At 67.0% G+C, this 23726-nt stretch carries 22 protein-coding genes; 18 read left to right on the top strand and 4 right to left on the bottom strand.

Going from position 1 to position 23726, the window contains the following annotated elements:
- Window positions 1-54 precede the first annotated feature (54 nt).
- The 3 genes from AC07VL_RS18365 (at window position 55) to AC07VL_RS18355 (ending at window position 2433) form a co-directional block, all read left to right on the top strand.
- Window positions 55-609, top strand: coding sequence for an FxDxF family PEP-CTERM protein (locus tag AC07VL_RS18365; RefSeq protein ID WP_494807113.1), 555 nt, complete (start codon window positions 55-57; stop codon window positions 607-609).
- Between the two features lie 78 nt (window positions 610-687).
- The gene (locus AC07VL_RS18360; RefSeq protein ID WP_494807112.1) at window positions 688-1266 is read left to right on the top strand and encodes an FxDxF family PEP-CTERM protein; all 579 of its coding nucleotides are present in this window, start codon (window positions 688-690) and stop codon (window positions 1264-1266) included.
- 144 nt (window positions 1267-1410) lie between these two features.
- Window positions 1411-2433, top strand: a complete 1023-nt coding sequence (locus tag AC07VL_RS18355; RefSeq protein ID WP_494807111.1) for a TIGR03790 family protein — start codon at window positions 1411-1413, stop codon at window positions 2431-2433.
- A 45-nt stretch (window positions 2434-2478) separates the two neighbouring features.
- Here AC07VL_RS18355 and AC07VL_RS18350 read toward each other — a convergent pair whose 3' ends face one another.
- A complete protein-coding gene (locus AC07VL_RS18350; RefSeq protein ID WP_494807110.1) occupies window positions 2479-3222 on the bottom strand; it encodes a PEP-CTERM sorting domain-containing protein in 744 nt (247 codons plus the stop codon).
- A gap of 463 nt (window positions 3223-3685) precedes the next feature.
- Between AC07VL_RS18350 and AC07VL_RS18345 the strand changes: the two genes are divergently transcribed.
- From AC07VL_RS18345 to AC07VL_RS18325, 5 genes are all read left to right on the top strand, one after another.
- Window positions 3686-6682 (top strand): ExeM/NucH family extracellular endonuclease, encoded by a 2997-nt coding sequence (locus tag AC07VL_RS18345; protein WP_494807109.1) that lies wholly within the window; start codon window positions 3686-3688, stop codon window positions 6680-6682.
- A 10-nt stretch (window positions 6683-6692) separates the two neighbouring features.
- A complete protein-coding gene (locus AC07VL_RS18340; RefSeq protein ID WP_494807108.1) occupies window positions 6693-7331 on the top strand; it encodes an NF038129 family PEP-CTERM protein in 639 nt (212 codons plus the stop codon).
- 131 nt (window positions 7332-7462) lie between these two features.
- Window positions 7463-8431: an IS1595 family transposase gene (locus AC07VL_RS18335; RefSeq protein ID WP_494807107.1), complete on the top strand. Its 969-nt coding sequence runs from the start codon at window positions 7463-7465 to the stop codon at window positions 8429-8431.
- 150 nt (window positions 8432-8581) lie between these two features.
- Window positions 8582-9277: a winged helix-turn-helix domain-containing protein gene (locus AC07VL_RS18330; RefSeq protein WP_494807106.1), complete on the top strand. Its 696-nt coding sequence runs from the start codon at window positions 8582-8584 to the stop codon at window positions 9275-9277.
- Entirely contained in the window at window positions 9277-9951 is a 675-nt protein-coding gene (locus tag AC07VL_RS18325) for a LuxR C-terminal-related transcriptional regulator (protein WP_494807105.1), read from the top strand. The genes AC07VL_RS18330 and AC07VL_RS18325 overlap by 1 nt, the downstream gene beginning before the upstream one ends.
- On the opposite strand, the gene AC07VL_RS18320 is transcribed toward AC07VL_RS18325, so the two are convergent.
- From AC07VL_RS18320 to AC07VL_RS18310, 3 genes are all read right to left on the bottom strand, one after another.
- A complete protein-coding gene (locus AC07VL_RS18320; RefSeq protein WP_494807104.1) occupies window positions 9948-10394 on the bottom strand; it encodes a protease inhibitor I9 family protein in 447 nt (148 codons plus the stop codon). The genes AC07VL_RS18325 and AC07VL_RS18320 overlap by 4 nt on opposite strands.
- A 119-nt stretch (window positions 10395-10513) precedes the next feature.
- The gene (locus AC07VL_RS18315) at window positions 10514-13666 is read right to left on the bottom strand and encodes a S8 family serine peptidase (protein ID WP_494807103.1); all 3153 of its coding nucleotides are present in this window, start codon (window positions 13664-13666) and stop codon (window positions 10514-10516) included.
- A gap of 42 nt (window positions 13667-13708) precedes the next feature.
- Window positions 13709-14467: an NF038120 family PEP-CTERM protein gene (locus tag AC07VL_RS18310; RefSeq protein ID WP_494807102.1), complete on the bottom strand. Its 759-nt coding sequence runs from the start codon at window positions 14465-14467 to the stop codon at window positions 13709-13711.
- A 466-nt stretch (window positions 14468-14933) separates the two neighbouring features.
- Between AC07VL_RS18310 and gspG the strand changes: the two genes are divergently transcribed.
- The 10 genes from gspG to AC07VL_RS18260 are packed head-to-tail and all read left to right on the top strand — an operon-like array spanning window position 14934 to window position 23721.
- Window positions 14934-15377, top strand: coding sequence for a type II secretion system major pseudopilin GspG (gene gspG / locus AC07VL_RS18305; protein ID WP_290604703.1), 444 nt, complete (start codon window positions 14934-14936; stop codon window positions 15375-15377).
- A gap of 36 nt (window positions 15378-15413) precedes the next feature.
- Window positions 15414-16619, top strand: coding sequence for a type II secretion system F family protein (locus AC07VL_RS18300; protein ID WP_494807101.1), 1206 nt, complete (start codon window positions 15414-15416; stop codon window positions 16617-16619).
- Window positions 16616-18325 carry a GspE/PulE family protein gene (locus AC07VL_RS18295; RefSeq protein ID WP_494807100.1) on the top strand — a complete coding sequence of 570 codons (1710 nt, stop codon included), beginning with the start codon at window positions 16616-16618 and terminating at the stop codon, window positions 18323-18325. The genes AC07VL_RS18300 and AC07VL_RS18295 overlap by 4 nt, the downstream gene beginning before the upstream one ends.
- Window positions 18318-19157 (top strand): hypothetical protein, encoded by an 840-nt coding sequence (locus tag AC07VL_RS18290; protein ID WP_494807099.1) that lies wholly within the window; start codon window positions 18318-18320, stop codon window positions 19155-19157. The genes AC07VL_RS18295 and AC07VL_RS18290 overlap by 8 nt, the downstream gene beginning before the upstream one ends.
- Window positions 19154-19702 carry a hypothetical protein gene (locus AC07VL_RS18285; protein ID WP_494807098.1) on the top strand — a complete coding sequence of 183 codons (549 nt, stop codon included), beginning with the start codon at window positions 19154-19156 and terminating at the stop codon, window positions 19700-19702. Before AC07VL_RS18290 ends, AC07VL_RS18285 begins: the two co-directional genes overlap by 4 nt.
- Window positions 19699-20274, top strand: coding sequence for a hypothetical protein (locus tag AC07VL_RS18280; RefSeq protein ID WP_494807097.1), 576 nt, complete (start codon window positions 19699-19701; stop codon window positions 20272-20274). Before AC07VL_RS18285 ends, AC07VL_RS18280 begins: the two co-directional genes overlap by 4 nt.
- Complete coding sequence (locus AC07VL_RS18275; protein ID WP_494807096.1) at window positions 20271-20789, top strand: hypothetical protein; 519 nt, start codon at window positions 20271-20273, stop codon at window positions 20787-20789. The genes AC07VL_RS18280 and AC07VL_RS18275 overlap by 4 nt, the downstream gene beginning before the upstream one ends.
- Entirely contained in the window at window positions 20789-22846 is a 2058-nt protein-coding gene (locus AC07VL_RS18270) for a secretin GspD/PilQ domain-containing protein (protein WP_494807253.1), read from the top strand. The genes AC07VL_RS18275 and AC07VL_RS18270 overlap by 1 nt, the downstream gene beginning before the upstream one ends.
- A complete protein-coding gene (locus AC07VL_RS18265) occupies window positions 22843-23325 on the top strand; it encodes a type II secretion system protein (RefSeq protein ID WP_494807095.1) in 483 nt (160 codons plus the stop codon). The genes AC07VL_RS18270 and AC07VL_RS18265 overlap by 4 nt, the downstream gene beginning before the upstream one ends.
- Before the next feature lie 3 nt (window positions 23326-23328).
- Complete coding sequence (locus tag AC07VL_RS18260) at window positions 23329-23721, top strand: type II secretion system protein (RefSeq protein WP_494807094.1); 393 nt, start codon at window positions 23329-23331, stop codon at window positions 23719-23721.
- Window positions 23722-23726 lie beyond the last annotated feature (5 nt).

Genomic DNA, 23726 nt, shown 5'->3' with positions numbered 1-23726 from the left:
AATAATTCAACGCGCAGGCTAGGTCTTGCCTGCCATTACGTCTGGTGGAGTCGCATGAAAAAAAATACCCGTTCGCTAGTGGCCGCCCTGGCGCTGGCTGGCGCCGCCCTGTTTTCCCAGGCTGCGGCCGCTGCCGTCGTCGACATCAGCTCCCTGCCCAGCGCCGTGACGCTGGCCAGTGGCGGATCGCTGACCTTTGGCGACAAGTTTAAAGCGAGCAACAAAGGCAATTTTTTCAACGATCACTTCACGTTCAACGTGACGCAGCCGAGCAGCCTGAGCCTGGTGGTCACGTCGACCAGCACGAGCGCGGCAAATGGCCTCAACCTGACGGGCCTGGGCCTGTACGACAGCAGCAATCACAGCTTGCTGCAGGGTACGCAAGTATTGACGGGCAAGGATGACAAGTGGACCTTGTCGTTTGCCAATCTGGCGGCCGGTTCCTATTACGTCAAGGTCAGCGGCAACCTCGTGTCGGGCGCGGGCGCGACCTTCAGCGGCAACGGCAGCCTCGTGTCGGCCGTGCCCGAGCCGGCCAGCTACGGCATGCTGCTGGGCGGCCTGGGCCTGCTGGGCTTGCTGGCGCGCCGCCGCCAGTCCGCTGCCTGAGCCTTGCGACAGTTTTCCCTTTCCGCATTCTTATCCTGCGGCCAGCTCGCGCCGGCTGCTGTCTTTTTGGTGAAACGTATGAACAACATTCTGAAATCCCTGTTCCTGGCAGTCATGCTGGCCGGCAGCAGCCTGGCCGCGCACGCCGCCCCCGTGGACATCAGCCACGCCCCCGTCGACCTGACGCAGGACTTGCTCGATTATTCGGGCAGCAATCTGTTCGGTTCGTTTACGCTGGCGCCGGGCCAGCTGGCCGGCGTGGAGCATAATTTCTTCAGCGACAAGTTCCTCTTCACCTTGACGGGCAGCAATGATTTCAGCGGCCTGGCCACGTCCTTGAAGCCGAGCCAGAACTCGGGCTTGACCTTGACGGGATTCAGCCTGAAAAACGCGGGCGGCGTCGTCCTGCAGGGCACGCTGGACTTGCTGAACTTCACGGCGGCCGACCAGGCATGGACCCTGTCGTCGAATGCGGCGCCCCTGGCTGCCGGCAACTACTTCCTGGAAGTGAACGGTTACGTGGCATCCGCCGCCGGCGGCAGCTACAGCGGCAACGTGGCCGTCAACCCCGTGCCCGAGCCGGAAACCTATGCCATGCTGCTGGCAGGTTTCGGCCTGCTGGGCTTCGTGGCGCGCCGCCGCAAGTTCCAGGCCTGACGCCCGCCGCTGGCGCACACATCACGGAGGCCGCGGCCTCCGTTTTTTTTTGTGCAGCTTTCGCGGCTATAATTGTTGCCAATACGGGTGGCCGCCTGGCGGCCATTTTGATCAATCGCAACTGTCTCCTGCCACGGTATCCCATTGCGTATTTCACTCTGTCTGCCGCTGGCACTGCTGGCCACGCTCGCCCATGGCGCCGAATCCGCCGTCCCGCCCGGCTTGCAGCCGGCACAACTGGCCATCGTCATCAACGACGCTGAGCCGAACAGCATCGAGGTGGGCGAGTATTACCGCCAGGCCCATGCCATCCCTGCCGCCAACGTCGTGCACGTGCACATTCCGAACCGGCCGCGCAAGCTGAGCATGGATCAGTTCGCGCAGCTGAAGGAGCGCATCGACGGCCAGCTCAAGCCCGGCATCCAGGCCGTGCTCATGGTGTGGAGCGCGCCGTATGCCGTCGAATGCAATTCGATCACCTCCGCCTACACCCTGGGCTACGACGCCGGGCAATGCGCGAAGACGTGTAATCCGGGCAAGGCCAGCACCTATTTCAACAGCAATACCGGCCAGCCGTTCAGCCAGCTGGGCATGCGCTTGTCTATGCTGCTGCCCATCGACTATGTCGAGGAGGCCAAGGCGGTCGTCGACCGCGGCACGGCCAGCGGCTTTGCCGTGCCTGCCGCCAGCGCCTATTACCTGAGCACCAGCGAAGGGGCGCGCAACAGCCGCGCGCCATTCTTCCCGCCGACCGGCGTGGTGCGCCAGCGCAAGCTGACGATCAAGAACATGAAGGCCGATGTGCTGGAAGGCGCGCAGGACGTCATGGTGTACCAGACGGGCATGGCGAAGGTGGACAAGCTCGACACCTTGCACTTCCTGCCGGGCGCCCTGGCCGACCACCTGACCTCGTTCGGCGGCGACTTGCAGGGGACGTCGCAGATGAGCAGCCAGCGCTGGCTCGAAGCGGGCGCGACCGCCAGTTACGGCACGGTCAGCGAGCCGTGCAATTATTGGCAGAAATTTCCCAATCCCACGGTGCTGCTGCGCCGCTACCTGAGCGGCATGACGGCGCTCGAAGCGTACTGGGGCAGCGTCTCCTGGCCGGCGCAAGGCCTTTTTATTGGCGACCCGCTGGCCGCGCCATATGCGGCTTTCCGGCGCTGATCCCGCCAAGGAGGACGAAAAAAATGGCTCGCAAGAGCCATTTTTTTATGCCTGGCCGGTACGCCGGCGGCGTCCGATCCAGCTCAGCAGTCCCAAGCCTGCCAGCAGCATGGCATAGGTCTCCGGTTCCGGCACGGCAGGGATCGGGGGGACCACGCCGCCATTGCCGCCTGGATTGATCGATCCGCCGCCACTGCTGTCGAAGCCGCCGCCGGCCCCGCCGCCGCCTACACCGCCGCCGCCAGCGGGCGGCAGGACGTCGCCACCCGATGAGGTCAGCAGCGGCGCATAGACGTCATTGCTGGCCAGGGCGCGGCCAGCCTGGTAGCCGCGGCCTTCGATCGGGGGCTCTTCCTGTGCGTAGACAAAGTCGCGGCTGCCGAAATGGTGTTCGCCGGTGCTGGCCAGCAGGGTAGGGCCGGCGCCGTAGCCCGCATCGGCGGACTGGCCCAGGGCGTTGGCCAGGCGGTGGTTATTGCCCGAGAAGGCCGGTGCGCGCAGTACCTGGTCCGATTCGCCCGTGCCGAATTCCGGCGTCGCGCCGACGCCGTCGTTGCTGCGCGCGCCAAAGTTGACGAAGCCATTCGCCAGGCTGCAGGCGCTGCTGGAACTGTCCGGATTGAATTCGCCCGCCTTGCCCCTGCCATCCGCATTCGCCGCCTCGCAGCGCTTGCTGTTGTTGTCGGCCTGCGCCGCGGTCGCCTGTGCCTGCGCCATGCCTGCCGTCAGGAAGAGGGCTGCCGCCAGGGCTGTGCCGAGAACAGAGTAGGGGGTGCGTGGTTTTAACATGGTTTATCTCTTCAAAATGTAGCGGAACGCCGCGCTGTTGCGCTGTCCGTTCGCGATGCGGTTAATGTTTGCTACCGATAATGCAATTTCTGCTGCATGGCCGGATGGGCATTCCACGAGGCACGCGAGGCTGGGGCCTGCTCTCATTGTGACGGTATCGTTGCGGTACGCTGATTGTTGTTATCAGGAACAAAACTTATTTGCCTGAAATATATCACATTTTTCCTGTTGGCGTCTTTTTCGCGCGTAGCCCCAAGCGCTCTGTTGCCAAAAAAATACGCTTTACAGATGTCGAAAAAGCGGCGCCGGCACGCCCCTTACTCCATTCGGCTTAATCAAATGTCATCAAGTCGTCATCCAGGGGCTTTAATATGCAAATAACAAGTTTGAAATACTTTTGTTAATTGTGGCGCGCCGGCCGGCATGACAGGCCGGCGCCATTCATTTACCGACCGGGATACTCATGCACACCTCGCTTTCTCCCCTGCGCACGCCCCTGCGCCTGACCGTCATGGCCACCTTGCTGGCCAGCCTGTCCGTGCCGGCACTGGCCGCTTCCGACATCGTCATCAGCCAGGTCTATGGCGGTGGCGGCAATACGGGCGCCCTGTACACCAACGACTTCATCGAACTGTTCAACCGCGGCGCCAGTCCCGTGAACGTGGGCAACTGGAGCGTGCAATACGCGTCCGCCGCAGGTACCACCTGGGCCGTGACGGCCTTGCCGGCTATCGATCTGCAACCTGGCCAGTATTTGCTGGTCCAGCAAGCGAAGGGCACGGGCGGCACGGCAGCTCTGCCGACGCCGGACGCCAGCGGCAGTCTGGCCATGTCGGGCACGGCAGGCAAGGTGTTGTTGAGCAATAGCAAGACGGCGCAGACGGGCGCCAGCCCCACAGGCGCGTCCGTCATCGACCTGGTGGGCTTCGGCACGGCCAATGGCTTTGAAGGCAGTGTGGCGCCCGCGCCATCGAATACCCTCTCCATCCTGCGCGCCAATGGCGGCTGCAGCGACACGGACGACAACGGCGCCGACTTCGCCGCCGGCAGCGTGACGCCGCGCAATACGGCTTCCGAGCGCCATGTGTGCGGCGGCCCCGTCGTGCACCAGATCGTCACCAGCTGCCCCGCCAGCCTGGCCCTGGCGGCCGGCAATGGCGGCAGCGCCGTGCTGCGCGCCTCCGACGTCGATGGCGTAGTGAATGCCGCCAGCCTGGCTTCGCCTGCCGTGGCCGGCATCAGCCTGGCCAATTTCAGCGCCGCCGGCGTGGCCGGCGAGAGCGCGACGGTCAGCCTGCTCGTGGCCGCTGGCGTGCCTGCTGGAAACTACCCCGTCACCGTGAATTTCAGCAACGACCAGCAGCAGAGCGCCAGCTGCAAGATCGATGTCGCCGTGCAGGGCCTGGCCGCCGTCAGCCACACGATCCCGCAAATCCAGGGCAGCGGCGCCGCCAGTCCCTACGCCAATTCCGTGCAGACGACGGAGGGAGTGGTGACCCTGAAAGTGGGCACCGGCTTCTTCATCCAGGATGCGGCGGGCGATGGCGACCCGTCGACGTCGGACGGCATCTTCGTCTACACGGGCAGCACGGCCACCACGGTGCAGCCGGGCGAACTGGTGCGCGTGACGGGCACGGTATTCGAGTACACGCCCACGGGCGCGAAAAATTCCTACACGGAATTGAAGGACGTGACGGCCATCCTCACGCAAAGCGCGGGCCATAGCGTCGTGCCGACGAACGTGACCTTGCCGAACGATAACCTGGGCGCCGTGGAAGGCATGCTGGTGCGCTTCACGCAGCCCCTGACCGTGTCGCAGAACGCCTACCTGGGCGCGCGCGGCGAACTGACCCTGTCGGCGGGACGGCGCGAAGTGCCGACCAACCGTCATCCGGCCGGCTCCGCCGAGGCGCAGGCCTTGATCGCGGCCAATGCGAACAACCTGATCGTGCTCGATGATGGCATCTTCGTCACGCCGACAACGATCCCGTATCTGGGCCAGGATGGCACCGTGCGCAGCGGCGACACCGTCTCCGACCTGACGGGCGTGGTGGACTTCGGCGCCATCGGCGGCGGCGGTGCCACCTACAAGCTGCAGCCGACGCAGGCGCCGCAGTTCTCGCGCGACAATCCGCGCACGGACCGGCCGGAACTGCCTGCGGGTAACGTGAAAGTGGCCAGCGCCAACGTGCTCAATTTCTTCACGACCTTTACGAATGGCAACAACGTCTTTGGCCAGACGGGACAGGGCTGCACCGTGGGCTCGTCGACCAGTAAGAGCAATTGCCGCGGCGCCGACAACCTGGCCGAGTTCGTGCGCCAGCGCGACAAGATCGTGGCCGAACTGAAAGCCATCGATGCGGACGTGGTGGGCCTGATGGAAATCCAGAACAATGGCGAAACGGCCGTCACCTACCTGGTCGAGCAGCTCAACGCGGCCATCGGCGGCGTCACCTACGCCGTGGTGCCGAAACCGGCCGCCACGGGCACGGACGCCATCCGCGTGGCCATGATCTACAAGCCGGCCCGCCTGGGCCTCGTGGGCGGCGCCCTGTCGGACGCGAATGCCATCAACAACCGTCCGCCGATGGCGCAAACCTTCAAGGCGGCGAACGGCGAGAAATTCTCGCTGATCGTCAACCACATGAAGTCGAAGGGCAGCTGCCCGTCCGGCGCAGGCGCCGACGCGGACAACAACGACAGCCAGAGCTGCTGGAACGCCACCCGCGTGCAGCAGGCGCAGCGCCTGGTGGGCAGCTTCGTGCCGCAGGTGGCCGCGGCGGCCGGGGATGCGGACGTGCTGGTCATCGGCGACCTCAATTCGTATGGCGCGGAAGACCCGATCCAGGTCATCACGGGCGCCGGCTTCGTCAATGAACTGGAGCGCTTCGTGCGGCCGTCCGGCATGCCGTACTCCTACGTGTTCGGCGGCCTGAGCGGCTACCTCGACCATGCGCTGGCCAGCGCCTCGCTGAGCCCGCAAGTGGCCGGCGTGGCCGAGTGGCATGTGAATGCGGACGAGCCGGAAGTGATCGACTACAACATCGACCCGGCCAAGCCGCAGGACCTGTACACAGCCTCGCCGTACCGCGCCTCGGACCACGATCCCGTCGTCATCAGCCTGGACCTGCAACCCGCCTACCGCGACATCACGGCCGCCGTCTCGGTCGCCAGCTCGGGCCTGACGTTCAACCGCACGACGCAGAAGTACACGGGCACGTTTGCCTTTACCAACACGGGCAGCAGCGCCCTGAACGGCCCGTTCCAGGTGGTTTTCGGCGGCCTGCCGGCCGGCGTCACCCTGGCCAATGCCAGCGGCACGCATGCGGGCGCTGCGTATGTCACGGTGAACGCGGCCAGCCTGGCGCCAGGCGCGACGGCCTCGTTCGCCGTCAGTTTCACCAATCCGTCGAAAGTGACGATCAACTACTCGGCCAGCATCTTTGCCGGCAACTTCTAAGGACCTCATCATGTTGACTACGAAACTCAATCTCACCCTGCGCCGCGCCGTGCTGGCCGCCTTGCTCGCCGGCAGCGGCAGCGTGGCGCTGGCGGACCCGCTCAGCTATCACGTGGAAATCGACACGAGCACGTTTTCCGGCGCCGGCTTCCTCGATTTCGCCTTTATCGCCGGCAACAGCCCCGCGCCGGGCGCCAGCGCCACCCTGAGCAACTTCTCGGGCGCGTTCGGCGCGCTGGAATCGCAGGAGGGCAGCGTCAGCGGCAGCCTGCCCGGCACCTTGACCTTCGGCAATAGCGGTGCCTACAACGACTGGTTCCACAACGTGACCCTGGGCGGCAAGTTTGCTTTCAACATCGTCTTTGGCGGCGATTTCCTGACGACGGCCGGCAATGCGGGCACGACCTTTGGCGTGGGCTTGCTCGACGCCACGGGCACGGCTTACCTGGGCAATGTGAATGGCAACGTGCTGCAGTTCGAATTGACGCCGCTCAATGGCGGCGTGCCCGCCAGCATCGCCGGCAGCACCTACGCCAGCATCGCCTCGATCTCGGCCGTGCCCGAAGCATCGGAATGGATGATGCTGACGGGCGGCCTGGCGCTGATCGGCCTGGCCCTGCGCCGCCGCCAGCCCGTCACGCCGGCGTAAGAGCCGTTTTCCAGCTTGAACACAGCGGACGCAGGTCCGCTGTGTTTTTTTTGGCTCTGTCCTCGACAAGTAGGGGAACTCACAGTATGGCTGAGGTCTAACCGAGTGGACCAGCCAGATGGGAGCACCTCATGCAAGCCGCAGAATGGAAACGTTTTATTGCCCAGTTTGCCAATCTGAGCCAACGCCAGCGCCTGGCGGGTATCGCCTTGCTGCACGGCGCCGCATCGCCGGATGCCGCCGTGGCACTGGTCGAAAGCGTGGCCCGGCAGCGTTTGCGCTGTCCCGCCTGCCAAGCGTCACACTGTCACCGCCATGGCTACGCCCACGGGCTGCAGCGCTACCGCTGCGTACCGTGCGGGCGCACCTTCAATGCGCTCACCGGCACGCCGCTGGCCCGCTTGCGCCACAAGGAACGCTGGCTGGCGTATGCCGATTGCCTGCTGGCATCCGATTCCGTGCGCCAGGCAGCGCGCCAGCTGGGCGTGCACCGCAACACCACCTTCCGCTGGCGCCACCGGTTTTTAGCCCTGGCAAGAACGGACCGGCCGCATTGCCTGCATGGCATCGCCGAGGCCGACGAACTGTATGTACTGGAATCGCAAAAGGGCGCGCGGCATCTGACGCGTCCGGCGCGCCGCCGGGGCGGCCATGCCCGCCAGCGCGGCATTTCTAGTGAGCAAGTCTGCATCCTCGTGGCGCGCGACCGCACGGGACAGACCCTGGCGTTCGTCACAGGACAAGGCGCGCTGACCACGGCGCAGTTGCATGACTGTTTGTCTCCCGTCATCGACAAGGATGTCTTGCTGGTGACGGACGGCCATGCCGCCTACCGGGCCTTCGCGCGCGCTGCGGGCATCAGCCACCAGGCCGTCAACTTGCGCGCCGGCATCCGCGTGCGGGGCGCCGTCCACGTGCAGAACGTCAACGCCTATCACAGCCGCCTGCGGGAATGGCTGCGGCCTTTTCACGGCGTGGCCACGCGCTACCTGCCGAACTACCTGGGATGGCGCTGGATACTCGATGCCGGACGCATCCGCTCGCCAGAAACCTTATTGAAGGCAACGTTGGGAGCGTTCCCACACTTGATGGTGACATAGCCTTTTTTTTGCCTATTTATTCGCAATACCTATAAATCTGGAAACTAAATTGTATTAGTCAGCGTTTTACGCTTGATGCATAGTAAAAAACTTGTCGAGCCGTCTAGTTTTTTGACGGACTACCGCCAACTTTTTCGGGAGGATGCATCGATGCCTGCTCATATTCTGCTGCTGGACCCGGCGCCGGCCATGCAAGCCTTGCTGCTGCATAACCTGGAAGGGGCCGGCTACCGTGTCCGCTGCGCTGTCGATGCACGGGGCGCGCTGGCCCTGCTGGCGGCGCGCACGCCCGACTTGCTGCTGCTGGAGTGGGCCTTGCCCGATGCCTGCGGCCTGGCGTTGCTGCGCCAGCTGCGCCAGGATGGCGCGCTGGGCGAATTGCCCATCATCATGGCCAGCGCGCGCGACAGCGAGCAGGACAAGGTGCTGGCGCTGGAAAGCGGCGCCGACGATTACCTGTGCAAGCCCTTCGGTCCCCGCGAAATGCTGGCCCGCGTGCACGCGCTGCTGCGCCGGCGCGCGCCGCAGCGGGGCGGGGCGGGCCAGGCGGCGCTGCGGCTCGATCCGCACACCTTGCGCGTGACGGCCGGCAACGTGCCCGTGAACCTGGGCCGGGTGGAATTCAAGCTGCTGCATTTCCTGATGGACCATCCCGGCCGCGTGCACAGCCGCGCGCAATTGCTCGACCAGGTATGGGGCCATGCCGCCTACCTGGACGAGCGCACGGTCGACGCCCACGTGGGACGCCTGCGCCACGCCTTGCAGCCGGGCGGCTGCGGCCACCACATCGAAACCGTGCGCGGCAGCGGCTACCGTTACCTGGCGCCCGGCGCCGCCTGCGCCTGATGCTGCTGACGGCGCGGGAGCAGGAGTATTTGCTGCACGCCATCGTCGGCGCGCATGGCATCGCCGCGCGCAGCGACTTCTTCCTGTGGAGCCAGGGGCCGTTGCAGGCGTTGCTGCCGCACGCCATCCTCGTCTGCGCGCAGCTGGGCAGCGACGGCGCCGTGCTGCGCAGCGAAGCGTGGCATAGCGCCGTGCTCGGGCATGCTGAGTTGATGGAAATCAATGACCCCTGCCATGGCACGGTGGCGCGCCTGGCGCGGGCCTGGCGCGCGGCCGGCCAGCGGGCGCTGGCCGTGGACCAGGTCCTGGTGCATGGCAACATGACGGCGGGCGGCGGCAGCCTGTTCGCGCTGCTGGCCATGCCGGCGGCGGACGCGGCGGGCCAGGCTTACCTGCTGGAATTGCTGCTGCCGTATCTGCAGCTGCACTGGCTGGCGCTGCCGGAAAGCCGGCATCCGGCGCTGGCCGGCGCGGCGCGCGCGGCCAGTCCGCGCGAGCTGGAAGTGCTGCGCTGGGTCAGCATGGGAAAAAGTAACGAGGAAGTGGGGCAAATCCTCGGCATCAGCGGCTGGACGGTGAAAAGCCATCTGCAGCGCATTTACAAATTGCTGGGCGTGAGCAACCGCACCCAAGCCGTCACGCGCGGCATGGCGCTGCAGTTGATCCGCCGCTAGCGCTGCGGCGGCGGTGCCGCCTGCCGCTCGCCGCCGCCCCCGTCCGTGTGTTCGAGCGTACTGAACGACACCTGCGCCACGTCCGGACTGGCCCGCAGGCGTGCCACCTCGTCCGGCGTCAGCATGGCGGCAAAGCCATTCAGGGCGACCGTGTAGCGGTATTGCACGGGCGCTTCCGCCACCAGTGCCAGCACGGCGCGCTGCCTGTCTTCCAGGTAGGCCGTGTAGCGCCGCGCCGCTTCGCTGCCCGTGTCCAGGCGCTGGCCGGGGACGCTGGTGGGCGCCAGGCCGGGCACGCCGCCCAGGTAGGACGCCAGCGGCGCATCCGTCAGTTGCACGATGCAGGCACGCCGCGCCTGCGCTGCGGGCGGCTGCGCCTGCACGGCGCCGGCCAGGCCGCTTGCGCCGGCGACGGCCGCGAGTATCCAGTGTCGTGATGGCATGGCATGCTTTCCGGGCGCGTGGGGCTGCGCCTGCCATGCCGATTCTACGCCTGGAATCGGCGGCGCAAAAAAAAACGCGCCCCGCAGGGCGCGCCGTGTTGCTGCCAGGACGGATAACCTTACAGCTTGATGTCCGTCTTCACGCTGCGCTGGCTGGGGACGGCCAGCGGCAGCGGGTTGTTGGTTTCCACCGACAGCACGGTGGTGGAGGCCGCCGCGTTGTTGCCATCAAGGAAGACCACGCCACCCACGTAGCGCTTGCCCGTTTCCAGCCCCGACCAGCTGACGCCGGCCGTGGCGCTGCCGCCCACATACACCTTGCTGGGCAGGGTGGCCTTCAGGTTGCCGCCCTTGTCGGCGGTCGTGACGACGGCCGACGACAGGCCGAAGCCCGTCGACACGCCATTGGCCAGCTCGTAGCCGATCACGCACACCTTGTAGTTGCCCGCTGCCGGGGTGGTCACGGTGATCGTCTCGTTCGAGCCGGCCGTGGCCGACAGGGCGACGGCCGTACCGGCGCCGTTGAGCAGCATCAGGTCAAGGTCATTGCCCGCGCCAGCGGTGGTGTCGCGATCAAAGGTTTCGAAGCGCGCCACGACCGTGTTGGCGGGAATGGTGACGTTGACGGCGCGCACGCCGCTGCTGCCCGCCTTGCACGCGGCCGTCATCTGCGCCACGGTTTCCATGCTGCCAGGCGCGGCCTGGTTCACGGTCTGCTCGCTGCGCACGACTTCCTTCAGGCCGCCCGTGGCGGCGCCGACCTTGCCGGCAAAGCCGGTGGCCAGGGTCAGCGAACGCAGGCCGCTGACCTTGTCCGCCTGCAGCAGGGCCGGCGACTGCACGGCGCGGCCCGAGCGTGCCGTGACGGGGCTGCGTACCGTGTGCACGCCGTCGCTCCACACGAGGGCGCCATATTGCCAGGCGTTGTCCGGCGCCGTCGTGCGCGTCAGGGTCACGTTGAAGGACTTGGTTTCGCCGGGCGCCAGCACCAGGCTGGACGGTGCCACCACGACGCTGTAGCCGCTGACCGAGGCGCTGGCCGTGTAGGTGGCGCTGCTGCTGCCCACGTTGGTGACGCGGCGCGTCACCGTTTGCGTGCCCAGCACGTTGGCGATGGTGATCGACGGCAAGTTCAGGTTGTAGCCGGCGAGGGTGCCGCCCGCGCATTCCGCCGTCATGCCGACGCCGCACATGTATTTCTTGTAGTCGGCCAGGTTGGCGTCATACACGAGGCCAGGATCGGTGGCCTTGTTCGGCGTCACGTGGCCGGCGCCCTGGCCCCATGGCAGGATGCCGCGCGCGTCGCCCGCCTGGGCGTCGGGCAGGGTGGTGCTGCCGGTGGTCATCAGGGCCGACTTGATGGCGGCCGGGCTCCAGTCCGGATGCTGCTGGCGCAGCAGGGCGGCCAGGCCGGCCACGTGCGGGCTGGCCATCGACGTGCCTTGCAGGAAGATGTAGGCTTGCGCCGGCACCAGGCTGCCATTCTGCACGGCGTCGCGCTGCGCGCGGGACAGGGCAGGCGTGCCGCCGGCCAGGATGTCCACGCCAGGCGCCGTGAGGTCGGGCTTGAGCAGGTTGGCGTCAAACAGGTTCGGGCCGCGCGACGAGAAGTCGGCCACCACGGGCGCGGCGGGGCCGTTGCCATTGGTGACGAAGTGCGAGATGGCGGCCGTGGCCGCGCCCGTCTGTGCCTGGGCGTTGATCAGGGCGCCATCGGCGGCGCTCACGTGCACGGCCGGCAGCACGTGCGGGTCTGCTACCAGGCCCAGGCCCGTGTCGACCAGCACCATGCCGGCGCCGCCCGCTTCCAGCACGGCCACGCCCTTGTCGGTGCGCGCCGTGGTGCCGCGCAGGCAGCTGACGACCTTGCCGGCCACCTTGGCCGGGTCCAGCAGGGCCACGCCGCCGTTGTCGCCGGCGCGGTAGCACAGGGCCAGTTTCTGCGCATCGGCGCCGGGCAAGCCCGCATCCTGGGCGCGGATCAGCGCCGTGCCGGGCAGCGGGTTGTAGTTGAGCGAAGCGCCCGTGTACTTGGCGCCATTGCCGAGGGTGACGGTGGCCTGGTTGGCGCGGTTGTGCGTCGAGGCGGCGACCGTGGTGATCCAGGGGCTGACGTGCGCCACGGTATTGGCCGGGCCCGCATTGCCCGCGGACGCGGCAACGAAGACGCCCGCATTCGACGCGTGCAGGAAGGCTTGCTCGACGGGATCGTTGACGGCGCCGCCGCCGCTGATCGAGTAGTTGATGACGTGCACGCCATCCTGGACGGCTTTTTCGATGGCCGCCACGCTGTCACCGCCGTAGCAGCCGTTCTTCGCGCCCGTGGCCTGGGTGGCCAGGTTGTAGGACCAGCATACCTTGTAGACGGACAGGCGGGCGCGCGGCGCGATGCCGGCAATGGCGCCCAGCGGCGTGCCCGCCACGGTGACGGGCACGCCCGCGTTGCCGCCGGCGGTGGACGAGGTGTGCGTGCCGTGGCCGCCTTCGCCGCTGGGGTCGCCAACGGAGTCGCGCGGCGAGGTGAATTCGCTCCAGTGCTGGATCTTGTCCGTTTCCGTCAGGCGCACGGCATTGAAGTATTGCGCGCCGATCAGCTTATTGTTGCAATGGTCTTGCGTAAAGCCTTCGCCCGTCTGGCAGGTGCCTTTCCAGGCGGCAGGCGGGGCGCCATAGGCCAGGGTGGCGTTCGGATCGAAGGTGGGCGTGCCGTTGGCATCGACCTTGTCCGCATACGACAGGTTTTCCGGCCACACGCCGCCGTCGACGATGCCGATGATGATGTCTTCGCCCGCGTGCTGCTTGCCGCCCAGCTGGCTCCACAGGCCGCCCGGCTGGTCCAGGCCCAGGAAGGTGGGCGTGTAGTTCGTTTGCAGGGCGCGCGGCTCGTCGGGGGCGATGCTGGCCACTTCGCCGCTCGCCTGCAGCTGGCGCACTTCGGCGTCGGTCAGCAGGGCGGCAAAGCCGTTGAGGACGATTTTGTACTGGTATTGCACGGGGGCGGAGGCGACGAGGGCTTGTACCCGAGCCTGTTTCTGCTCGAGGTAGTCGCCGTACAGCTGCACTTCCGCGCTGGCCAGGTCGAGGCGGCCGCCGTCGGCAGGCTGGGTGGCGCCCAGGCCTTCCACCGTGCCGGCGTACGAGGCGATCGGTTTATCGGTGAGCTGCACGATGTAGGGGCGGCGCAGGTCGTCGGCGTGGGCCTGGAAGCTCAGGCTGGCAAACAGGCTCAGCACGGCAAGCGAAATGGGACGCAAAGCGGGACGGAATGTCATGTGGGATTTCCTGGTAACGGTAACGGGAACGGAATGGGAAGATCAGGCTTGCCGGCGGCGGCGCGCCGCGAAACCGATGCTTGCCAGGCCCAGCAGCATCATCGCGTAGGTCGATGGCTCCGGTACCGAGGCGACGATATTGTCGAGCGCAAACTGTCCCTTGTTGGTGCTGAAGGCGCTGCAGCTGCCCGCCGTGTTGCAAGTGAAGCCGAAGAAGGCCAGCGACGCGAACTGCTGGCTGCCGAAGCTGGCGCTGGTGTTGTAGTGCTGGAACTGGAAGTTGCCGCCGATGGGGCCGCCCAGCTGGTAGGTTTCATAGATGGACGAGCCGTTGGCGTAAAAGCCCTGCACGCGCAGCAGGCCGGCGACGGCCGGGTAGCTGACGCCCTGGGCGTAGCCGATGAAGCTGGCGTCGAAGCCCTGCAGGCTGACGCTGCCGCCGGCGCGCAGCGGGTCGAGGTAGACGACGCCGTCGTTGAGGGAGGCATAGTAATTGCTCGTATTGTTGGTCGGGCACGCCATGCCGCAGGCGGCCGGGTCCGTGCCGTCGAATACCGCGCCGACCAGGTCGCCATAGCTGGCGCCTGGCACGTTGGATGCGCCCGTCAGCACGAAATTGCCGAATTCCAGGGCGTCGCCATGGCCGACGAACTGGCTGTCCAGGTTGTCAAAGTTGATCACTTCCGCGATAGCGGAGGGGGCGCAGGCGGCAGACAGGGCCAGGATGGCGGCACCGGCCAGTTGCTTGGCGGAGAAGGGGCTTGCTGCGAAAGCGGCCTTCGAATGCACAATACGAGTCATGAATTTTCCCTTGGTGATTTATGTCGGATGCAATATGTTTTGCGTCTTGGGTGCTCTTTCCTGTGCGGACGGATAAGACCAGTGCCCAGAAAATTGATTTTTACTATAGCAAAAGAGGCAATTCCATTGTTCAATATTCTTTCAAATTTAATTTGAAAGTTACAAATAATGAATGAATAAAATTCATCTTTTGCTATGAAATAGTAACCAGAAGTAGATAGTTTCCGCAATGAAAATAGTTGGGTAATTGACCATGCCTGCTGGCGTGCGCGCCGCCGTGGCAGTTTCGCGCACACTGGATGGTTTCCGCGGGAATTTGTTGTTCACCATGCAAATAAAAGGTTGTCGTAACCATAAGCGGCATGGTAGGCTGATAAGCATCGGGCAAGCGCGTGCCGTCCGTGCGTGGCCATCAGCGGCGCACAGCGGCGCAATGTATTGAAGGTAGGCAAGAAGGAGTTACCGGATGCATGCAGCACACAGGCAGAATTTGGCAGCGGCGCGCGGTGCGCGCGGGTTTACCTTGCTCGAATTGCTGGTCGTTATCGTCATCATCGGCTTGCTGGCGGCCTATGTGGGGCCCAAGTATTTCGCCCAGCTGGGCAAGTCCGAAGTGACGGTGGCCAAGGCGCAGATCGAGGCGTTCGAGAAGTCGCTCGATACCTACCGTCTCGACGTGGGACGCTATCCCACCACGGAAGAAGGCCTGGCCGCCTTGCTGGTCGCGCCGCCCACGGCCGGCACGCGCTGGAACGGCCCCTACCTGAAAAAGGCCGTGCCCCTCGACCCGTGGGGCCATGCCTATCAGTACCGTGCCCCTGGCAGCAAGGGCGAATACGATATCGTTTCCATGGGCAAAGATGGCCAGCCGGGCGGCAGCGGCGAGAATGCCGACATCAGCTCGCAATAAGCGCATCGCCACTTTTTTTCCTACGGATACGCCATCATGCAGTTTGAAGTACGCGCGCTCTCCACGGACGAGGCGGTAGCCACCCTGTCGACCTGCGTGATCGACGGCCGCGACGAAGCGGACGCGCGCCGCCAGGCCGAGGCGCGGGGCCTGTTTGTCAGCGCCATCCGCCCCCTGCGCGCCACGCCGTTCAGCGCCGCCGGGCGCCAGCGCGCGCGGGCGCTGCCCCTGCTGCTGTTCAGCCAGGAATTGCTGGCCCTGCTCAATGCGGGGCTGGGCATCGTCGAGGCGCTCGAAGCGCTGCTGGAAAAGGAAGCGTCGCCGGCCACGCGCAGCGTGCTCACGCGCCTGCTGGAAGGCTTGCGCGAAGGCAAGCGCTTCTCTGCCGTGCTGGCAGAGCAGTCCGAACTGTTTCCGCCGCTCTACATCGGCATCGTCAAGGCGGCCGAGGGCACCAGCGACCTGCCGCGCGCGCTGTCGCGCTACATCGATTACCAGCAGCGCATCGACACGGTGCGCGCGAAGATCGTCAGCGCCGCCATCTATCCCGCCATCCTGCTGGCCGTGGGCGGCGGCGTCAGCGCCTTCCTGATCAGCTACGTGGTGCCCCGTTTCGCCGAGGTGTACCAGGGCGCCGGGCGCAACCTGCCGTGGATGTCGCAAGTCATGCTCGGCTGGGGCCAGTTCGTCACCGAACACGGCGTGCTGCTGCTGGCCGGCGTGGCCATCGCCGGCAGCGTGCTGTGGACGGCCGTGCGGCGCGTGCTGCGCAACGGCGGCGTGGCGCGCCTGCTGGCCAAATTGCCCGGCATCGGCGAGCGCGTGCGCATCTATGAACTGTCGCGCCTGTACCTGACCCTGGGCATGCTGGCCGAGGGCGGCATCACCATCGTGCAAGCCATTGCCACCGTGCAAGCCATGGTCTCGCCGCGCATGCAGGCGTCCCTGCAGCAGGCGCGCGGGGCCATCGAGGCGGGCCAGCCGCTGTCGTCGGCGTTTGAGCAGCACCAGCTGACGACGCCGATCTCGCTGCGCATGCTGCGCGTGGGCGAGCGCACGGGCGACATGGGTCCCATGCTGACCCAGTCCGCGGCCTTCTATGACGGTGAAATCAGCCGCTGGATCGACCGTTTCACGCGCACCTTCGAACCCCTGCTCATGGCCGCCATCGGCCTGGTCGTGGGCGCCATCGTGATCCTGCTGTACATGCCCATCTTTGACCTGGCCGGCGATATTTCATGATGCAGACTACTTCCGTGCCGGCGGCCCCTGCCGCCGTGGCCATCGACCCCGCGCTGCTGCAGCGCGCCCGCGCCCTGTGCCTGCAATCGAAGCGCAGCCTGGTCGAGGAACTGCAGCAATTGAGCGGCATCGACGCGCGCGCCGTCGTGCGCGCGCTGGCGCGCCCGTTCGGCCTGGACGTGCTGGAAACGGCGGACATGCTGGCGCTGTCGCCCGCGTTCGACCTGCTGCCGCTGTCGCAGGCGCTGGCGCGCCACAGCGTGCTGCTGCGCGCCGCCGACGGCCAGCTGCTCGGCGTCATCGCCGACCCCTTCGACCTGGACCTGCAGACCTGGCTGGGTGCGCGCGCCGGCCAGGGCGCCTTGAGCGTGCGCCTGGCGCTGCAGGCCGACATCGGCGCCTACCTGTCGAAGCAGGAGGAATCGGCGCGCGCCGTCGACAGCCTGCTGCCCGGCGCCGCCAGTGACGCGCGGCGCGACGGCAAGACGGCGGCCGTGCTGTCGTTCGCCAGCGTGTCGGAAGCGGCCAGCCCCGCCGTCAAGCTGGTCAACTCGACCCTGTATGACGCGCTGAAGGCGGGCGCCTCGGACATCCACCTGGAAAGCACGGCCGGCGGCCTGGCCGTCAAGTACCGCGTCGACGGCGTGCTCGATCACGCTACCTCCGTCAACGGCATCGAGGTGGCAGAACACATCATCTCGCGCCTGAAGGTGCTTGCCGAACTCGATATCGCCGAGCGCCGCGTGCCGCAGGATGGCAGCTTCCGCGTCGAGGCGGGCGGGCGCGAAATCGATTTGCGCGTCTCCATCATGCCCAGCATCCACGGCGAGGATGCCGTCATCCGCATCCTCGACAAGCGCGCCATGATCGAGGCCTACGGCGCCCTGACGCTCGAAGCGCTGGGCTTTGACGCGCCGTCGCTGGAAGCCCTGCGCGCGCTGGCGCAGGAAGCCTACGGCATGTTGCTGGTGACGGGGCCGACCGGCTCGGGCAAGACCACCACGCTGTACGCGGCGCTGACGGAGATCCACAACGGGCGCGAAAAGATCATCACCATCGAAGATCCCGTCGAATACCAGCTGCCCGGCATCTTGCAGATCCCCGTGAATGAAAAGAAGGGGCTGACCTTTGCCAAGGGCTTGCGTTCGATTTTGCGCCACGACCCCGATAAAATCATGGTGGGCGAGATCCGCGACCGCGAGACGGCGGAAATCGCCGTGCAGTCGGCCCTCACGGGCCACCTGGTGCTCACCACCGTGCATGCGAACAATGTCTTCGACGTCTTCGGCCGTTTTACCCACATGGGCATCGACCCGTATGCCTTCGTCTCGGCCCTGAACGGCATCTGGGCGCAGCGGCTGATACGCACCAACTGCCCCCACTGCGCCACCGAATACACGCCCGACGACACGGAGCTGGCCAGCGTGGGACTGGCGCGCGCCGACGTGGCTGGCTATGCATTCAAGCAGGGCAAGGGCTGCGGCGACTGCCGCGGCACGGGCTATAAGGGGCGCCGCTCGATCGCGGAAATCCTCGTGCTGACGGATGAAATCCGCGAACTCATCGTCGACAAGAAGCCTATCCGCCAGATCAAGGCGGCCGCGCATGCGAACGGCACGCGCAGCCTGCGCCTGGCGGCGCTGGAACTGGTGAAGCGGGGCGCCACCACCATCACGGAAATCAAGAGGGTCACCCTGCATGCGTAAAGGCTTGGAAAAGTTCAGCTTGGGACAGGGGTTGCGCCTGGGCGTGGCCTCGGGCAGCGTGAGCCTGTGGCGCACCAGCCGCTGGCGGGCGCCCGCCTGGACCTTGCTGGCCGAGCAGGAATATGTGCCGCAGGACGGCATGCATGGCGATTTCGCCGCCCTGGGACGAGTCCTGGAACAGCTGCTGCCCGAGGGGGCATACGCGGGCCGGTCCCTGTCCGTGGTGCTCGACGATGCGCTCGTGCGGCTGTGGCAGGTGGACCTGCCGCAAGGCGCCACGCGCCTGGCCGATATCGAGGCGGCCGCCGCGCTGCGCTTCCAGTCGCTGTATGGCGATGCTCCGGGCCTGTGGCACAGCAGCAGCGCCTGGGATGCGCGCGCGCCGTTTTTCTGCGCCGTGCCGCGCGCGCTGCTGGCGCAGCTGACCCGCGTGGCGGCGCAGCGCAAGCTGGCCCTGATGTTCATCACGCCGCAGTTCGCGCGCCACTGGAACCGCTGGCAGGGCGCGCTCAAGCCGGGCGCCTGGTTCGGCCAGCTGCAGGAACACACCTTGCGCCTGGGCGTGCGGCACGATGGCCGCCTGCGCGCCGTGCGCGCGCTGCCCGTGCCGCCTGGCGCCGGCCCTGACTGGCTGGAACAGGCGCTGGCGCGCGAAGCGCTGCTGCAGGGCGTGTCCGAACCGGCGCTGCTGCAGCTGTGCGGCGCGGCGCCGGCGGCGTGGCTGGCGCCGCGCGCGGCGGGCAGCTTTGCCTGCGTGCCGTTCGCGCCGACCGCTGGCGACGCGGTCCTGTCGCCGGCCGCCCGGCTGGCCCACAGCGGAGGCCTGGCATGACGCGCCTGGATATCGATTTCGCCCCGCCCGGCTGGCGCCGCAGCCTGCACCGCGTGCCCGCATGGGCGTGGTGTACCGGCGTGCTGGGCGCGACGCTGGCCGTCACGGCCGTGTGGGCCGGCAGCGCCGCGCTGCAGCGCCAGCACGCGAGCGAGGCGCGCTGGCTGCGCGCCCAGCAGCGTGTCGCGCAAGCCACGCAAGGAGCAGCGCCGGTGGCGCAGGCGGCCATTGCGCCGGCGCAGGCGGCGGCCGTGAATGCCGCCATCCTGCAATTGAACCTGCCGTGGCGCGACGTGCAGGATGCGCTGGCCAGCGCCACGCCGCCCGCAGTCGCGCTGCTGGCGCTGGAGCCGGACGCACGCAAGCGCATCCTGAAAATCACGGCCGAGACGACCGGCAGCGATGCCATGGTGGCGTATGTCGCGCAGCTCAAGCAGCGGGAGCTGTTCGACGGCCGGGTGCAGCTGCTGCGCCATGAAATCAATGCGCTCGACCCGAACCGGCCCTTGCGTTTCCAGCTCGAAGCGCGCTGGGGGGCGCCATGATGGCCATCGACCTGCATGTCCTGCGCCTGCGCGCGCAACTGCTGCTGCGCCGGGCGGGCCTGCCCGCCTGCCTCGCCGTGGCCTTGCTGGCGCTGGGCGCGGCCGCCTGGACCTGGGCCTGGCAGCAGCGCGCAGTGGCGGCGCAGCTGGAAGCGCGGCCCTTGCCGCAGCCATCGCTGGCCGTAGCCATCGTGGCGCCGCCGGCGACGGCCAGCGACAACCTGGCCCGTTTCTACGCCGTGCTGGGACAGCAGCGCCATGCGGAGCAGCAGGTCAAGCTGCTGTTCGACCTGGCGGCAAAGAATGGCCTGCTGCTGGCGCAGGGCGAGTACAAGAGCGGCTACGACAAGGCCAGCAGGGTCGCCACCTACCAGGTGACCTTGCCGCTGAAGGGCAGTTATGCGGCCGTGTGGCAGTTCGCGCTGCAGGCCCTGCGTGCCGTGCCGTTTGCCTCGCTCGATGAACTGAGCTTTCGCCGCGAGCAGATCGCCGACACGCAGCTCGAAGCGCGGCTGCGCCTGACGTTCTACCTGGCCGACGCGCCGTCCGGCGGCGCGGGAGGCGCGCCATGACGCCGCGCCACAAGCTGCTGCTGGCCGGGGTGCTGGGGGCGGGTGCGCTGCTGCTGTTCGGCGAGCGCCAGCCCGTGGCCGACGTGGCCGAGGCGGTGGAGCGGGCCGTGGCGCCTGCGCGCCATGCCGCCCGGCCGCAGGCGCCGCAGCCGGCCATCCTGGCGCTGCTGCCGCGCAGCGAGGTGGCGGGCGAGGATGGCGACACCTTCGGCGGCGCCGACGGGGTGTTCCAGAGCCAGAGCTGGACCCCGCCGCCGCCGAAGCTGGTCGTCGCGGCCCCGCCGCCGCCACCGCCGCCGATGGCGCCGCCGCTGCCCTTCGTCTACCTGGGCAAGGCGGCCGCCGACGGCGCCTGGGAAGTGTTCCTGTCGCGCGCCGACAAGACCTACATCGTGCGCACGAATACCGTCATCGATGGCGCCTACAAGGTGGTGGTCATCGCGCCGCCCGTCATGACGCTCACCTATCTGCCGTTGAACCAGGTTCAGCAGCTCAACATTGGAGTACTCGATTGATGCCTCGTTCCTTCCTTACGGCGCCGTTCCTGCGGCGCGCCAGCCTGGCGTCGCCGCTGCTGCTGGTGCTGCTGGCCGGCTGCGCCGGGCAGATGGCCTACCGCGACGGGCGCGAACTGATTGCGCAAGACCAGGTGCCGGCCGGCCTGCAAAAGCTGCAGGAAGCGCTGCAGCAGGACCCCGGCAATGCGCAGTACCGCAGCGCCTACCTGCAGGCGCGCGAGCGGGCCACCAGCAGCCGCTTGCAGCAGGCCGAGCGCCAGGCGCAAGCGGGGCAGGGCGAGCTGGCCCGCGCGAGTTTCCTCGGCGTGCTGGAGATCGACGCGCAGAACGAACGGGCCAACAGCGGCCTGCGCGCGCTAGAGCGCGAACAGCGCCAGGACAAGCTGCTGGCCGAAGCGCGGAACGACATCGAGGCCAAGCGCTACGACCCCGCGCGCCAGCGCCTGACTGCCATCCTTACCGAGCAGCCAGGCCACGCCGGCGCGCGCGCGCTGCTGCGCGACGTCGACGAAAAGACGGCGCCGCCCGTGGTGGAATCGGGCCTGGCCAAATCGTACAAGCAGCCGATCACGATCGAATTTCGCGACGCGCCGCTAAAGCAGGTGTTCGAGCTGATCGCGCGCCGCTCCGGCCTCAATTTCGTCTTCGACAAGGACGTCAAGGCGGACGCGAAGACGTCCATCTTCCTGAAAAACAGCACGGTGGAGTCGGCCGTGTACTTCCTGCTGGTGACGAACCAGCTGGAGCAGCAGGTGATGGATGCGAACACCATCTTGATCTATCCGAACGTGGCGGCGAAACTGAAGGAATACCAGGAGGTGCTGGTGAAAACCTTCTTCCTGGCGAACGCGGACGCCAAGCAGGTGGCCAACACGCTCAAGACCATCCTCAAGACGCGCGACGTGGTGGCCGATGAAAAGCTCAACCTCGTCATCGTGCGCGACACGCCCGAGGCGATCCGCCTGGCCGAGCGCCTGATCGCGCTGCAGGACGTGCCGGAAGCGGAAGTGGTGCTGGAGCTGGAAATCCTCGAAGTCAAGCGCAGCCGCCTGCTGGCGCTGGGCGTGGCCTGGCCATCGAGCCTGACCCTGACGCCGCTTTCCACCTCGGGCGGCGCGGGGCTGACCATCAGCGACCTGAATAACCTGAACCAGCGCAGCATCGGCGTGAGCGACCTGTCCGTCACGGCGAACGTCAACAAGACGGATGGCGACGCGAACATCCTGGCCAATCCGCGCATCCGCGTGCGCAACCGCGAGAAGGCGAAATTCGTCATCGGCGACAAGGTCCCGGTGATTACCACCACCATCTCGCCGGGCACGGGCGGCTTCGCTTCCGAGTCGATCAGCTACCTGGACGTGGGCCTGACGGTGAATGCCGAACCGACCATCTACCTGAACAACGAGGTGGGCATCCGCATCTCGCTCGAAGTGAGCAACCTGGGCGCGGCCACCATCACCAAGAGCGGCTCGACCCTGTACCAGATCGGCACGCGCCAGGCGTCGACCATGCTGCAGCTGAAGGATGGCGAAAACCAGGTGCTGGCGGGCCTGATCAACAACGAGGAGCGCAGCTCGGGCAACAAGGTGCCGGGCCTGGGCGACATTCCCGTGCTGGGGCGCCTGTTCGGCAGCAGCAAGGATGACAGCCAGAAGACGGAGATCGTGCTGTCGATCACGCCGCACCTGGTGCGCACGGTGCAGCGTCCGGAAGCGAAGGAGTCGGAATTTTCGGCCGGCACGGAGGGCAGCTTCCGCCGCCGTCCCGACATGGCCGCCAGGGCGCCCACGCAGATGCCGGGCACGGTGATCGTGCGTTCCGGCCCGTCCGCCGTCGGCATGCAGCCGGCGCCGCCGCAGCCGATGATGGTGCCGGGCCAGCTGCCGCAGCCGCTGCCGCAGACGGTGCCTGCGCCCGAGGTGACGCCGTCGCCCGAGGCGCCGGCGGCCTCGCCTTTGCCGATTTCGTCCGGCCAGCCCGTGCCGCTGCAGACGGCGCCCTTGCCGCTGTCGTCCGGCCAGCCCGTGCCCGTGGCGCCGCCTCCCGCCAAATGATGCTGCCGCGCGCCCGGGGTGGTTTCACCCTGATCGAGCTGCTGGTGACCCTGGCCATCCTGGGCGTGCTGGGCACGCTGGTGCTGCCCGTCACGCAGGTGACCCTGCAGCGGCGCCAGGAGCAGGAGCTGCGGCGCGCGCTGCGCGACATCCGCCAGGGGCTCGATGCGTACAAGCGCGCCGGCGACGAGGGGCGCATCGTGCGCGCGCCCGACGCCAGCGGCTATCCGAAAAGCCTGGAAGCGCTGGTCGAGGGCGTGCCGGACCAGCGCAGCCCGAAGCGCAGCAAGATATTCTTCCTGCGCCGCGTGCCGCGCGACCCGTTCAACGCGGACGCCAGCCTGAGCGATGCGCAGACCTGGGGCAAACGCAGCTATGCCAGCGAGGCCAGCGAGCCGCGCGAGGGCGACGATGTGTACGATGTGTACTCGACTTCCAGCAAGACGGGCCTGAATGACGTGCCTTACCGCAAATGGTGAACCATGCCTGCCGATAATCCTGTCGCGCGCGTGCGCGGCTTTACCCTGATCGAACTGCTGGTGGTGCTGGGCATCGTGGCGTTGCTGCTGACCCTGGCCGTGCCGCGCTACTTTCCCAGCCTCGACAAGGCGAAGGAAACCGTGCTGGCCGATAACCTGCGCAACCTGCGCACGACCATCGACCAGTTCCACGGCGATACGGGCCGCTATCCCGACAGCCTGGAGCAGCTGGTGGACAGGAAATACCTGCGCGCCATGCCCATCGACCCCATCACGGACAGCGATGCCAGCTGGCTCATCGTGCCGCCGCCCGACGAAACGCCGGGGCAGGTGTATGACGTGAAGAGCGGCGCGCCCGGCAAGGACCGCAGCGGCACGCCGTTCGCCGACTGGTAGCGGCG

The organism is Janthinobacterium sp. GW821-FHT03C08 (assembly GCF_059420905.1).
This window is presented reverse-complemented; position numbering and strand designations above follow the sequence as displayed.